This window comes from Microbispora sp. H13382 (genome assembly GCF_014161445.1).
Taxonomy (GTDB): Bacteria; Actinomycetota; Actinomycetes; order Streptosporangiales; family Streptosporangiaceae; genus Microbispora.
Genome location: NZ_JABBXA010000015.1, coordinates 121,594 through 134,551, shown reverse-complemented (window position 1 = coordinate 134,551; position 12,958 = coordinate 121,594). Strand labels below are relative to the sequence as shown.

Below are 12,958 nucleotides of genomic sequence, written 5' to 3'. Positions count from 1 at the left end.
CCCGTGGAAGGGAGATTGATGTGAGCAGGAACGACACCGAGGAGCTTCTGGAGACCTCGCCGTTCGACGACGACCTCCAGGAGGTGCTGACGGCGCGTCCCGCGCGGGCGGGCGGGTCGAAGCTGACGCTCGCCCTGGCCGGGGGCGTCCTGCTGGTGGCCGGGCTGCTCCTCGGCATCCAGGTGCAGAAGCTCCTGGGCGGCTCCGCACCGGGCCGGGTGCCGTCCCGTGCGGCCGGCCCGGGGGCGTATGCCGGCGCAGGTCAGGCCCCCGCGGGCGGTGGGTACGCACGAGGCGCGGGCGGTGGCTTCGGCGGCGCGGGCGCAGGGGCAGGGTCCGGTGGCATGACCTTCGGGACGGTCAAGCTCGTCGACGGCGACAAGATCTACGTCCAGACCCCGAACGGCGGCGTGGTCACGGTGACCACCTCGGGCGAGACCAAGGTCCAGGTCAGCCGGGCGGGGAAGGTCTCCGACCTCAAGCCGGGCAGCTTCGTCACCGTCGCGGGCGCCGCCGACGCCCAGGGCCAGGTGGCGGCGACGGCGGTCACGCAGGGCTCGCCCATGGGCAGGAGGGCGGGATCGTGACCACGGAGGGCCGTCTGCTGGTCGTCGACGACGAGCCCGACATCAGGGAACTGCTGTCGGCGAGCCTGCGGTACGCCGGGTTCGAGGTGATCACCGCGGGCACCGGCCGGGAGGCGGTCCAGATCGCCGCCAAGGTGCGCCCCGATCTGATCGTGCTCGACGTCATGCTGCCGGACCTGGACGGCTTCGCCGTCTCCGACCGGCTGCAGGCCTCCGGGCGGCGGGTCCCGGTGCTGTTCCTCACCGCCAGGGACGCGACCGAGGACAAGATCGCCGGGCTGGGCTGCGGCGACGACTACGTCACCAAGCCGTTCAGCCTGGAGGAGGTGCTCGCGCGCATCCGGGCCGTGCTGCGCCGCACGCGCGGCGGGGACGCCGCTCCCGCCCGGCTGCGCGTCGCCGACCTGGAGCTCGACGAGGACTCCCACCAGGTCTGGCGCGGCGGCGCCCTCGTACGGCTGTCGCCCACCGAGTTCAAGCTGCTGCACTACTTCATGGCCAACCAGGGCCGGGTGCTGTCGAAGGCGCAGATCCTCGACCACGTCTGGCACTACGACTTCGGCGGCGACCACAACGTGGTCGAGTCGTACGTCTCCTATCTCCGGCGCAAGGTCGACACCACCGAGCCCAAGCTGATCCACACGCTCCGCGGCGTCGGCTATGTCCTCCGTGCGCCGCGTCACTGACCTGCTCCGTTCCGGCGGAGCGGCCGGCGTCCGCCGGGTGCCGCGCCCGCTGAGCGGCGGTGAGCTGCGGCGGCGGGTCGCGCGGACCCCGCTCTGGCTGCGGCTCGTCGCGGGGACGCTGCTGCTGGTGACGCTCGCGATCGCGCTGACCGGCGGTTTCGCCGTCCAGCTCCTGCGGGGCTACCTGGTGCAGCGGGTCGACACGCAGCTCACGGCCATCGGCCGGCGCCCGGCCGAGCCGCCTCCCGCCCAGGCCGCCAATGCCGTGTCCCGGCCGCCGAGGCAGTTCGGGTCGTTCTACATCGTCGTGCTCGACCAGTACGGCACCGTGGTCCGCACCGTCCAGGAGCCGCCGAACGCCGACCCGCCGCCCGCGCTGCCCAGGCCACGCCAGGACCGGGGACGGTGGCTGTTCACGGTGGAGTCCCGTTCGGGGGTGCTGTGGCGGGCGATCGCCGTACGCGAACAGGACGGCACCCGGTTCCGCGTCGCCGCCATCAGCCTGGCCGACATCGACGGCACGGTCTCCCAGCTGGAGGCGATCGTCGTCGGGGTCGGCCTCGCCGTGCTCGTCGCGCTCGGGGTCGCCTGTTACTGGCTCGTACGGCGCAGCCTGCGTCCGCTGGGGGAGATCGAGAGGACGGCGGAGGCGATCGCGGCCGGCGACCTGTCGCGGCGCGTCCCGCTCCGGCACCGGCGCACGGAGATGGGCCGTCTCGGCCGGTCCATCAACGGCATGCTCACCCAGATCGAGACGGCGTTCCGCGAGCGGGAGGCGTCGCAGGAGCGGATGCGCCGGTTCATGGCCGACGCCTCCCACGAGCTGCGCACCCCGCTCACCTCGATCCGCGGCTTCGCCGAGCTGTACCGCCAGCAGAGTTCGCAGGACCCCGTCGTGCTGCTGCGCCGCATCGAGGACCAGGCCGTACGCATGGGCCTGCTCGTGGACGACCTGCTGCTGCTCGCCAGGCTCGACCAGCAGCGCCCCCTCGAACGCCGCCCGGTCGACGTGCTCAGCCTCGCGGCGGGGGTGGTGCTCGACGCGCAGACGCTCGCGCCGGACCGGGAGATCGACCTGCTGCGGCTGGACGACTCGGAGGAGCCGGTGCGGGTGCTCGGCGACGAGGCGCGGCTGCGCCAGGTCGTCGGCAACCTCGTCGGCAACGCCCTGCGGCACACTCCCGCGGGCACCGCCTTCCGCGTGGGCGTGGGCCTCGTGCCCGGATCGCAGGCGCTGATCGAGGTGGCCGACGACGGCCCGGGCCTGGCCTCCGGCGACGCCGAGTGCGTCTTCGAGAGGTTCTACCGCGCCGATCCCGCGCGCAGCCGGTCGGACTCCGGCGGCACGGGACTCGGGCTGTCCATCGCCGCCGCCCTCGTCCAGGCCCACGGCGGCACCATCACGGCCGACGGCGAGCCCGGCCGCGGCGCGGTGTTCCGCGTCCGCCTCCCCGCGTGCCCGCCCGAAGAAAGGCTAGGGTGATCTCCCTTGCGATACCTGTCCATCGCGGTTGCCGCAGCGGCTCTGGCGGTCACGGTGACCGGCTGCGGCGGCGGTGACGACACCGCCGCCACGACCACCACGCGGGCCGCGGGCGGCGGTTCGAGCGCCGACCCCCGGGCGGCGTTCACCGAGTGCCTGCGCGAGAACGGCGTCACACTCCCCAGCGGGCGTCCTTCGGGCATGCCGAGCGTGCGGCCCAGCGGCAGACCGAGCGGGGGCTTCGGCGGGTTCCGGTCGATGGATCCCGCGACGAGCAAGGCCTTCGAGGCGTGCCGCTCCCTCATGCCGCAAGGCGGTCAGGGCGGGTTCGGCGGCCGGCGCGGCGTCGATCCGCAGGCCCTGCAGGCGTTCCGCACCTGCATGAAGGACAACGGCGCCGAGTTCCCCGACGGTGGGCGCGTGCGCGGTCTGGCCACCTCGGACCCGAAGGTGGCCAAGGCCTACGACAAGTGCAAGGTCCTGCTGCCCACTCCCACTGCCACGCCCGGTGCCTGAGGGCGGCTGATTCGCGGGCCCTCCTCGGGGAAGGTCGGGAGTTATGGCGGGGAACGACAGGCTGCGGGCCACCCTGGATAGCCTGCGGCGTCACCTCGATCAGGACCTGTTTCCCCTGGAGATCGGGGACGCCGCGACCGACCGGCGCGTCCTGGTGGAGTTGCGCGGGCAGCTCGACGACTACCTGCTGCCCCGTCTTGCGGCGATCGACGCGCCGCTGCTCGCCGTGGTCGGCGGCTCCACAGGGGCGGGCAAGTCCACCCTGGTCAACTCGCTGGCCGGGGTGATCGTGACCGAGCCCGGGGTGCTGCGGCCCACCACGCTCGCCCCGACTCTGGTGTGCAACCCCGCCGACGCCGCCTGGTTCACCTCCACCACGGTCCTGCCCGGGCTGGCCAGGGTGACGGGAGGGGCGGCCGGCGGGGGACGCGGCGAGCCGGGCACCCTGCGGATCGCCCCCGTGAAGGGACTGCCTCCCGGGCTGGCGCTGCTCGACGCCCCCGACATCGACTCGATCGTCACGGCCAACCGCGAGCTGGCCGCCCAACTGCTCGCCGCGGCCGACCTGTGGTTGTTCGTCACGACCGCCGCGCGGTACGCCGACGAGGTGCCGTGGAGCTTCCTGCGCCTGGCCAGGGAGCGGAGCACGGCGCTCGCGGTGATCCTCCAGCGGGTCCCGGCCGAGGCGTGTGAACCCGTGGCCGCCGACCTGACCCGGCTGCTGCGGGACAACGGCCTGGGCGGCACGCCGTTGTTCACCGTCCCGGAGCTGGAGCTGCCGTCGGAGCGGGCCCGGCTGCCCGCCCACGTCGTGCAGCCGATCGCGACCTGGCTCGCCGACCTTTCGGTGGACGCCAAGGCCCGGGCGGAGGTCGTACGGCGGACCCTGACCGGGGCCCTGGACAGCCTGGGCACCCGGGTGCCCGACCTGGCCGACCGGGTGGAGCGCCAGCGGGCGGGCATCACCGAGCTGCGCGACATCGCGAGCAGGGCGTACGACGTGGCGATGTCGGCCTTCGACGACGGGATGCGCGACGGCAGGCTGCTGCGCGGCGAGGTGCTGGCCCGCTGGCAGGACTTCGTCGGCACCGGCGACCTGATGCGCTCGCTGGAGTCGCGGATCGGCTGGCTGCGCGACCGCCTCGCCGCCGCGTTCCGGGGCCGCCCGGCGCCGGACAGGGAACTGCGGGTGGCGCTGGAGAGCGGGGTGGAGTCGCTGATCCGCGCCACCGCGGACGGTGCCGCCGAGCGGGCCGTCGAGGCGTGGCTGGCCCTGCCCGCCGGGCGCGACCTGCTGGACAAGTCCGGCGTCACCGTCTCCGGGCGGCTCGGCCGCGCCTCGCCGGATCTGCCCCGCCGGGCCGGCGAGGCCGTACGCGCCTGGCAGGGGCACGTGCTCGACCTCGTCCGCTCGGAGGGCGCCGACCGGCGCACGCTCGCCAGGGCGGCGTCGTTCGGCGTGAACAGCCTCGGTGTGCTGATCATGCTGGCCGTGTTCTCCACGACCGGCGGAATCACCGGCATCGAGCTGGGCATCGCCGGCGGCACCGGCGTGCTCAGTCAGAAGCTGCTCGAAGCCGTCTTCGGCGACCAGGCCGTACGCACGCTGACGCAGGAGGCCCGGGAGGACCTGCGGCGGCGCGTCCGCGCGCTGCTCGACGAGGAACGCGCCCGCTTCACCTCCCTGGTGGAGGGGCTGGGCCCGGCGCCGGAGACGTCCGCCCGGCTGCGGGAGGCCGCCAAGGCCGTACAGGAGAGGGGCGTCCTGTGAAGCTCCCGCGCAGGAAGGCGGAGGTGTCGCTGGACGACCGCCTGGAGGCGCTCGCGGAGGCCGCCGACCTGGCGGAGGGCCGGCTCGGCCAGGAGGCCGTGGACCACGCGCGCGCCGTCGTCGCCCGCGCCGGGGTACGGCGCGGCCTGTCGGTGGACCACACCGCGGTCGCCCTCGCCGGGGCGACGGGGAGCGGTAAGTCGTCGCTGTTCAACGCCCTTTCCGGGACCGACCTCGCGACGGTGGGGGTGACCCGGCCGACGACCGCCAAGGCGCAGGCGGCCCTGTGGGGCACCGGCGGCGCGGGGCCGCTGCTCGACTGGCTCGACGTCCCCCTGCGCCACACCGTCGAGGGCGACGCGTCGGGGCTGATCCTGCTGGACCTGCCCGATCACGACTCCATCGAGCTGGCCCACCGCAGGGAGGTCGACCGCCTGGTCGGCGTGGTGGACCTGCTGGTCTGGGTGCTCGACCCGCAGAAGTACGCCGACGCGGCCGTGCACGAGCGCTACCTGCGCCCGCTCGCCCGGCACCGGGACGTCATGGTCGTCGTGCTCAACCAGGTGGACCGGCTGCCCGAACGCTCGGTCAAGCGCTGTCTCGACGACCTGCGCGGCCTGCTGGCGGCGGACGGGCTCGAGGGGGTTATGGTGCTGGGCGTCTCCGCCCGCACCGGCGAGGGCGTCCCCGAACTGCGGGCGCTGCTCGACCGTGAGATCTCCCGCCGCCGCGCCTGGTCGTCGCGGCTCGCCGCCGACGTGGCCTCGGCCGCCGCCGGGCTCTGGGCGGCCACCCGGCCCCCGGCCGCCCGGGAACCGGAACCGGGCGCCGTGGCGCTCCCGGCAGGCACGCGGGAGGCGAGGGCGGCGGCCGTCGCCGCGTCGCCGCCTCCTGCCCCATCGCGCGTGACGGCCGAGGCCCCGCCCCCGCCGGGGCGGGTGGCGGTGCCGGAGGTCGCCGTCGGCGGGGCGCTGACGCGGGCGCTGGCGCAGGCGGCCGGGGCGCCCGTCGCGGTCGAGGCGGTCGCGAAGTCGCACCGGCACCGCTCGGTCGCCGCGACGGGCTGGCCGGTGACGCGCTGGCTGCGCAGGCTGCGGCCCGATCCGCTGCGCCGTCTGCACCTGACCGGGGGAGCCCGCTCCTCGCTGCCCGCGGCCACCGCCGTCGAGGTCTCGGCCCTGGACACCGCCCTGCGGGACGTCGGGGCCGCCGCGTCGGAGGCGGTGCCCGAGCCGTGGGCGACGGCCGTACGGCACGCGGCGCGGTCGCGGTCGGAGGAGCTGACCGACGCCCTGGACCGCACGGTCGCCGCGGCCACCTCGGGCGGCGTCTCCAAAGCCCCTCGATGGTGGCGCGTGGCGGGAACGGCGCAGTGGCTGACCGTCGCCGCGATGGCCGCGGGCGCGATCTGGCTGCTCGTGCGCTTCGCGCTGAACTACCTCATGCTGCCCGAGCTCCCCACCCCCACGCTCGGCCGGGCACCGTGGCCGACCGTGCTCCTGCTGGGCGGCGCGCTGGCGGGAGTGCTGATCGCGCTGCTGTGCCGGGTGTTCGCCTGGATCGGCGGACGGCGCAGGGCGCGCAGAGCCGCGAAGGCGTTGCGCGCCGGCATCGAACAGGTCGCCGGGGCGCTGATCGTCGCACCCACCAGGGACGAACTCGCCCGCTACGCCAGATTCGCCGACCGCGTGTCGCTCGCCGCCTCGTGATTCGGGCCTGCCATGAGGCGGCAGGCGCGTGACAGCGGTCTGGCAGCGCGGCCCGGCATGGTCGGGGCATGCGCGAAGACACCGACGTACTGATCGCCGGAGCCGGCCCGACCGGGCTCACCCTCGCCGTGGACCTGGCCCGGCGGGGCGTCGCCTGCCGGATCGTCGAGCGGGCGCCCGAGCCCGCGGCCGGCTCCAAGGGCAAGGGCCTGCAGCCGCGCACGCCGGGCAGGGGGATGGTGGCGCTCTCCTACCAGCTCTCGCTGAGCTACCGGGGCGGCTCGCTCGCCCGGCGCGGGGGCGACCGGGTGCCCGACGGCCCGCTCCCGCTGGCGGACGGGACGCGGGCCCGCATGGTCGACCTGCTGCGGGGCCCGCACTTCACCCTGCTGTCCGCCGGTCCCGTCCCGTACGTCGCACCCGGTCCGCGGGTGCGCGCGTACGAGGTCGCCGAGCCCTACGGCGGCGAGCGGTACACCCTCGTCCGGCCGGACGGGTACGCCGGGGTCTCCACCTCCTCGCCCGGGGAACTCGCCGCCTACCTGGCCATGGTGTGAGCTACGAGCGCTCGTCCGGGCGTACGGCGTGGGCGGGGTCGGGGCTCGGGACGCCGTCCGCGCCGAGATCGGCGCGGCGGGACTCGATCTGGCGCGGTCCCAGCTCGCTGTCCTCGGCCGCCGCCCTCGCCTCCGCGGCGGCCCGCTCGGCCTCGGCGACGGCCTCGTCGCCCGCCACCCTCCGCTCGTGCTCCCTGCCGTCCGTCACGGCGGCCCGGCTCGCGGGCAGCGACTCGGTGAACGCCTTCGACAACGTGTTGAGCGCCGAGGTGACCTCGCTCGGGATCACCCACATCGTGTTGCCCTGGCCCTGGGCGAGCTGCGGCAGCACCTGGAGGTACTGGTAGGCGAGCAGCTTGGGGTCGGGGTCGTTGCGGTGGACGGCCTGGAACACCTCGTCGATCGCCTGCGACTGACCCTGGGCCTTGAGGATCTGCGAGGTGCGCTCACCCTCGGCGCGCAGGATCGCGCTCTGCTTCTCACCCTCGGCCGTGAGGATCTGCGACTGCCGCTGGCCCTCGGCCGTGAGGATCGCCGCGCGCTTGTCCCGCTCGGCGCGCATCTGCTTCTCCATGGCGTCCTTGATGGTCTTCGGCGGGTCGATCGCCTTGATCTCGACCCGGTTGACCCGGATGCCCCACTTTCCAGTGGCCTCGTCGAGTACGCCGCGCAGCTGACTGTTGATCATGTCGCGCGAGGTGAGCGTCTTCTCCAGGTCCATGCCGCCGACCACGTTGCGCAGCGTCGTGACGGTGAGCTGCTCGACGCCCTGGATGAAGTTGGCGATCTCGTACTCCGCCGCCCGGGGATCGGTGACCTGGAAATACAGCACCGTGTCGATGTCCACGACGAGGTTGTCCTCGGTGATGACCGGCTGGGGCTTGAACGACACCACCTGCTCGCGCAGGTCCAGCAGCGGGCGGACCCGGTCGATGTACGGGATGACGAAGTTCAGGCCGGGGCCCAGCGTGCGGTAGTACCTGCCCAGGCGCTCGACGTTGCCGGCTCTGGCCTGGGGCACGATCCGGACCGCCCGCAGCACCGTCAGGATCGCGACGAACGCGATGACGATTCCGGCGATCAGTGCTCCGTCCATGATCACTCCCGGGGATAGACGAGGGCGGTGGCGCCCTCGATCTCTATGACGTCGACCGTGGCCCCTGGCGGGATCACGAGCGTTTCGTCGTACGCTCGGGCCGACCACTCCTCCCCGCCGATGCGCACCCGGCCGTCCCTGCCCGTGACCTCCTTGGTCACGTACGCGGACTTGCCGATGAGCGCGGGCACGCCGAAGCGCTTCGGTGGCGGCTGCTTGATGTGCCGGAGCGCGATCGGGCGCACCCCGGCGAGGCCGGCGACGGAGGCGATGACGAACACGGCGAGCTGGATCGCCGGCGGCAGCCCGACGACCGCGACCACGGTCGTGAGCAGGGCCGCGATAGACAGCAGTCCCAACGCCGCGGTCAGCGTGAAGATCTCCGCGACGCCCAGCACCGCTGCCAGGATGAGCCATACGATCCAGGAGTCCATTGCCGCCTCCATAGCAATGAACGAACACCGCTCGGGTCTGGTTCCTCCTCAAACCTAACGCGTACGGCCGCGCTATCCCAGGGCGCGGGGTCTCACGCTGAGACGGACACCGGGGCCGCGGTGACGCGGAACTCGTTGCCCTCCGGGTCGGCCATCATGATGTGGTCGTCGAAGGCCTCCAAAATCGTGCCGCCCGCGCGCACCAGACGGGCGGCCTCCGCTCTGATCCGTTCCCACCGATCGGCCGCCGAGCCTTCTCCGGGCACGCGCACGTCGATGTGGAGCCGGTTGTCCGTCGTCCCGCGCTCGGGGACCCGGAAGATGGAGAGCCGGGGGCCGATCCCCTCGGGGTCGCAGAGCAGGGCCCCGTCGTCGTCGGCGCCGCCCGCGGGCAGGTCGAGCCGCGCGAACGACTCCTCGGCGGTGCCGTACCGGGAGGCCGGGATCTCGTCGACGTAGCCGAGCGCCGTCTTCCAGAACTCGGCGAGGAGCCTCGCGTTCTCACAGTAGAGAGTCAGGTCGATCGTCACTGCTGCCATGACTCGACCGTAATGCAGACCGCTGACTGGAGTGCGGCGGTGTCTGTCAGGAGAGCGCGGAAGGGGTCACGGCGGAAGGGGTCCGCGCGCCGTCGTGCCGCAGGGCGCTGCCCGCCAGCCACCGAGGCCAGGAGAGCTGCCAGAAGCCCCAGCCGTTGTTCCACTCCAGCTCGCGGGTCGTGCCGGTGACGACGACGGGGTCGCCGCGCAGCGCGTGCTCGTAGAACCACCGCGCCTGGTCGGGGTGGGCGTTCAGACAGCCGTGGCTGACGTTGGCCCGGCCCTGCGCCCACACGTTGTCCAGCGAGTGGACGTACTCGCCGCTGTTGGAGATCCGTACGGCGTAGTCGATGAGCTTGTCGTAGAAGCCGGGGTCGCCCTTGCGGCGGCCCGGGGACACCATGCGGACGGGGTTGCCCTTGTCCATCGTCAGGTGGATCCCGCTCGTGGTCGTGTATTCCCTCGTGGTCGCCATGCCGGCGCTGATCGGCATGCGCTGGGCCACCCTGCCGTCCTGCCGCACCACCATCTCGTGGGTGCGGGTGTCGACCGTGCTGACCATGGCCCGTCCCACGGTGAAGGCCACGCTCCTGTCGGCGGTGCCGTACGTGCCGGGGGCGGCGCGGACGCCGGCGAGATGGGCGGTCAGGCGCACGTGGCCGCCGGACGGCCACATCTTCCGGGGCCGGTAGACGACCTGGGTGGAGCTCACCCAGTGCCAGGCGCCCTCGGCGGGGCCCCGGACCACCAGCGCCCGCTCGACCGCCGCGCGGTCCTCGACCGGCCTGGTGAACGTCACGATGATCGGCATGCCGATCCCGACGGTCTCGCCGTCGGAGGGGACGATCGAGGCGACGGCGACCTCACGGCGCGGGGTGAGCGTGCGGAACCGGCCCGCGACCTGGGCGGTGACGCCCTGGGGCCCGGTCGCGACGGCGTTGACGACGTACTGCGTGCCGGGACGCAACGTCCACGACGACCGCCACACCGTGCGGGCCGGGTCGAACGTGCCGGGCACGGGGTCGCGCCCCGCGAACGCGAGCACGCTGGTCAGCCTGCCGCCCTTCGCGCTGACGACCAGGCCCGCCTCCGGCGGGACCGCCGCCGCGCCGGAGGCCGGGGCGATCGCGATGCGCGGCGCGGGCGGCACGCGTACGGCGCAGCCCGCGACAAGCGCCGGGGCGACCACGAGCGGCACCGCGAGCAGGGCGCGGGCGGCGGGAGGCGGGGTGCGTGGCTTCACGGGCACCCAAGATAGCGAGGGGTGACGACAGAAACACGCTAAGTCGCCGGAAGGATCCTTCCCGAGACCTCACCGAGGCTGATCCCGTGCGAGGTCCACGCGGTGATCGTGACGGTGTCGCCGTCCTCCAGGAAGGTCCGGGTCTCGTTGGGCAGTTTGACCGGGTCCGCGCCGTTCCAGGTCAGCTCGATGAGTGAGCCCGGCTGCCCGATCGACGAGACCGTGCCGCTGGCGAACAGGTCGCCGGTGCGCAGACGGGCGCCGTTGACGGTCATGTGGGCGAGCATCTGGTCGGGCGTCCAGTACATGTCGCGGAACGACGGCGTCGAGACCGTCTCGCCGTTCAGATCGACGCGCAGCGTGAGGTCGAGCCCCCAGGGTGCCTGCCTGGCGAGGTACGGCAGCGGCTCGGGCTCCTGCGACCGGCCCTCGACCCTGGCCTCCTCCAGGGCGTCGAGCGGCGTGATCCACGCCGACATCGAGGTGGCGAACGACTTGCCGAGGAACGGCCCCAGCGGGACGTACTCCCACGCCTGGATGTCGCGGGCGCTCCAGTCGTTGACGAGCGCGACCCCGAAGACGTGGTCCTCGAACGCGCCGGCGCGTTCGCCGAGCCCCGTCGGCACCCCGACGACGAAGCCGACCTCCGCCTCGATGTCGAGCCTCTGGGAAGGCCCGAACGACGGCCGCTGCCCGCACGGCCGCCTGACCGGCGTCCCCGAGACGACGACGGTGCCCGCCCGCCCGTGGTAGCCGACGGGCAGGTGCCGCCAGTTGGGCTTCAGCGGCTCGTCGTCCGGACGGAAGATCCGCCCGAGGTTCGACGCGTGCTCCAGCGAGGCGTAGAAGTCCACATAATCGGCCACCTCGACCGGCAGGTGCAGGGTCACCTCCGCCAGCGGGACCATATGGTCGCCCGTGGCCGCCGCCTCGCGGGCCCGCGCCCGCGACTCCTGCCAGGCCGCACGGCCCAGGGCCAGCAGCGGGTTGAGGCTGGGCGCCGCGTAGACGTCCCCGCCGAGGGCGGCCGCCAGGTCGAGGACGTGGTCCCCGACCCGCACGCCGACCCTGCGCGGTTCCCCGGGCCGGGAGAACACGCCGTACGGCAGGTTGCCGAGCCCGAAGCTCATCTCGCCCACGTCCACGCGTAGTCGGTGTCCTCGCACGCGAGGGCGGCCGGACCGAGATCGAGCGGGCGGAACGTGTCGAGCATGACGGCCATCTCGGTCGTCTCGGTGTGGCCCTTCCGCACGGCCTCGACGGCGGCCTCCACCGCGCCCGGCTGCGGGCCGTGCGTGAAACCGGCCGGGTGAAGCGAGATCGAGCCGACGTCGATGCCCGACCCCTTCCTGGCCGTGTAGTCCCCGCCCACGTAGAACATGAACTCGTCGGAGTCCACGTTGTGGTGGTTGTACGGGATCGGCACGGCCTCCGGGTGGAAGTCCAGCGGCCGGGGGCAGAACGAGCAGATGACGAAGCCCGGGCCCTCGAACGTCTGGTGAACCGGCGGCGGCGCGTGGGTGCGCTTCACGATCGGCTCGAAGTCCTGGATGTTGAACGCGTAGGGGTAGAGGCAGCCGTCCCAGCCCACGACGTCGAACGGGTGGTGGGCGTAGGTCAGCCGGGTCAGCCCGCCCCGCGTCCTGACCAGGACCGGAACCTCCGCGCCGTCCGCGAGCAGCGGCTCGGCCGGCGCGCGCAGGTCCCGCTCGCTGTACGGCGCGTGCTCCAGGAACTGGCCGTACTGGGACAGGTAGCGCTTCGGCGGCCTGATGTGCCCGGCCGCCTCGACCACCAGCGCGGTCACCGGGCCCTCGGGCACCCATCGGTGGATCGTCCCGGTCGGGATCACGACGTAGTCGCCCTCGGCCACGTCCAGCGCGCCGTACGCCGACTCGAAGCGGGCCCGGCCGCTCGCGACGTAGACGCACTCGTCACCCATGGAGTCGCGGTACAGCTCGCTGGGCGCGTCCGTCGCGGCGTACGAGATGCGGACGTCGGAGTTGCCCGCGAGCAGCATCCGCCCGGAGACGAGGTCGCCCTCCGGCCTCAGGTCCTGGGTGCGGAAATGGCGCGGGGACAGCGGCAGGTTGGGCGTGAGCCCGGAGGCCCCCGCGTCCACGGCCTCGGCCTTGACGATGGCCGTGGGCGCGTGGCGGTGGTAGAGCAGCGAGGAGTCGGAGGAGAAGCCCTCCTCTCCCATGAGCTCCTCCTTGTACAGCCCGCCGTCGGGAGCGCGGAACTGCACGTGGCGCTTGCGCGGCACCTCCCCGACTATGCGGTAGTGCGGCATGACACCTCCCTGCTTGTCCGTTAAGCGGACGCCGGCGTCCTATA

13 protein-coding genes are annotated in these 12,958 nt (G+C 73.5%); 7 read left to right on the top strand and 6 right to left on the bottom strand.

The window, feature by feature from the left end; translation table 11 throughout:
• Positions 1 to 20: 20 nt before the first annotated feature.
• The 7 genes from HHX41_RS26765 to HHX41_RS39835 all read left to right on the top strand — a co-directional run bounded on the left by HHX41_RS26765 (position 21) and on the right by HHX41_RS39835 (position 7,309).
• The gene (locus tag HHX41_RS26765) at positions 21 to 587 is read left to right on the top strand and encodes a hypothetical protein (protein ID WP_182908211.1); all 567 of its coding nucleotides are present in this window, start codon (positions 21 to 23) and stop codon (positions 585 to 587) included.
• On the top strand, positions 584 to 1,273 hold the full coding sequence (locus HHX41_RS26760) for a response regulator transcription factor (protein WP_169986468.1): 690 nt from the start codon (positions 584 to 586) through the stop codon (positions 1,271 to 1,273). The genes HHX41_RS26765 and HHX41_RS26760 overlap by 4 nt, the downstream gene beginning before the upstream one ends.
• The gene (locus tag HHX41_RS26755; protein ID WP_310742188.1) at positions 1,257 to 2,756 is read left to right on the top strand and encodes a HAMP domain-containing sensor histidine kinase; all 1,500 of its coding nucleotides are present in this window, start codon (positions 1,257 to 1,259) and stop codon (positions 2,754 to 2,756) included. Before HHX41_RS26760 ends, HHX41_RS26755 begins: the two co-directional genes overlap by 17 nt.
• Positions 2,757 to 2,762: 6 nt before the next feature.
• Positions 2,763 to 3,272: a hypothetical protein gene (locus HHX41_RS26750; RefSeq protein WP_182908209.1), complete on the top strand. Its 510-nt coding sequence runs from the start codon at positions 2,763 to 2,765 to the stop codon at positions 3,270 to 3,272.
• Positions 3,273 to 3,315: 43 nt separating this feature from the next.
• Positions 3,316 to 5,043: an ABC transporter gene (locus HHX41_RS26745; protein ID WP_182908208.1), complete on the top strand. Its 1,728-nt coding sequence runs from the start codon at positions 3,316 to 3,318 to the stop codon at positions 5,041 to 5,043.
• Positions 5,040 to 6,752: a YfjP family GTPase gene (locus HHX41_RS26740; RefSeq protein ID WP_182908207.1), complete on the top strand. Its 1,713-nt coding sequence runs from the start codon at positions 5,040 to 5,042 to the stop codon at positions 6,750 to 6,752. The genes HHX41_RS26745 and HHX41_RS26740 overlap by 4 nt, the downstream gene beginning before the upstream one ends.
• Before the next feature lie 68 nt (positions 6,753 to 6,820).
• Positions 6,821 to 7,309, top strand: a complete 489-nt coding sequence (locus tag HHX41_RS39835) for an FAD-dependent oxidoreductase (protein ID WP_220504445.1) — start codon at positions 6,821 to 6,823, stop codon at positions 7,307 to 7,309.
• A 1-nt stretch (position 7,310) separates the two neighbouring features.
• Here the strand turns inward: HHX41_RS39835 and HHX41_RS26730 are convergent, their stop codons facing one another.
• From HHX41_RS26730 to HHX41_RS26705, 6 genes are all read right to left on the bottom strand, one after another.
• Positions 7,311 to 8,405, bottom strand: coding sequence for an SPFH domain-containing protein (locus HHX41_RS26730; RefSeq protein ID WP_182908206.1), 1,095 nt, complete (start codon positions 8,403 to 8,405; stop codon positions 7,311 to 7,313).
• Between the two features lie 2 nt (positions 8,406 to 8,407).
• Entirely contained in the window at positions 8,408 to 8,839 is a 432-nt protein-coding gene (locus HHX41_RS26725; protein WP_169986459.1) for an NfeD family protein, read from the bottom strand.
• A gap of 92 nt (positions 8,840 to 8,931) precedes the next feature.
• Positions 8,932 to 9,378, bottom strand: a complete 447-nt coding sequence (locus HHX41_RS26720) for a VOC family protein (protein ID WP_169986457.1) — start codon at positions 9,376 to 9,378, stop codon at positions 8,932 to 8,934.
• A gap of 46 nt (positions 9,379 to 9,424) precedes the next feature.
• The gene (locus HHX41_RS26715) at positions 9,425 to 10,621 is read right to left on the bottom strand and encodes an Ig-like domain-containing protein (RefSeq protein ID WP_310742187.1); all 1,197 of its coding nucleotides are present in this window, start codon (positions 10,619 to 10,621) and stop codon (positions 9,425 to 9,427) included.
• A gap of 38 nt (positions 10,622 to 10,659) precedes the next feature.
• Complete coding sequence (fahA, locus tag HHX41_RS26710; protein WP_182908252.1) at positions 10,660 to 11,751, bottom strand: fumarylacetoacetase; 1,092 nt, start codon at positions 11,749 to 11,751, stop codon at positions 10,660 to 10,662.
• A complete protein-coding gene (locus tag HHX41_RS26705; RefSeq protein WP_182908204.1) occupies positions 11,748 to 12,914 on the bottom strand; it encodes a homogentisate 1,2-dioxygenase in 1,167 nt (388 codons plus the stop codon). Before HHX41_RS26705 ends, fahA begins: the two co-directional genes overlap by 4 nt.
• Between the last annotated feature and the right edge of the window lie 44 nt (positions 12,915 to 12,958).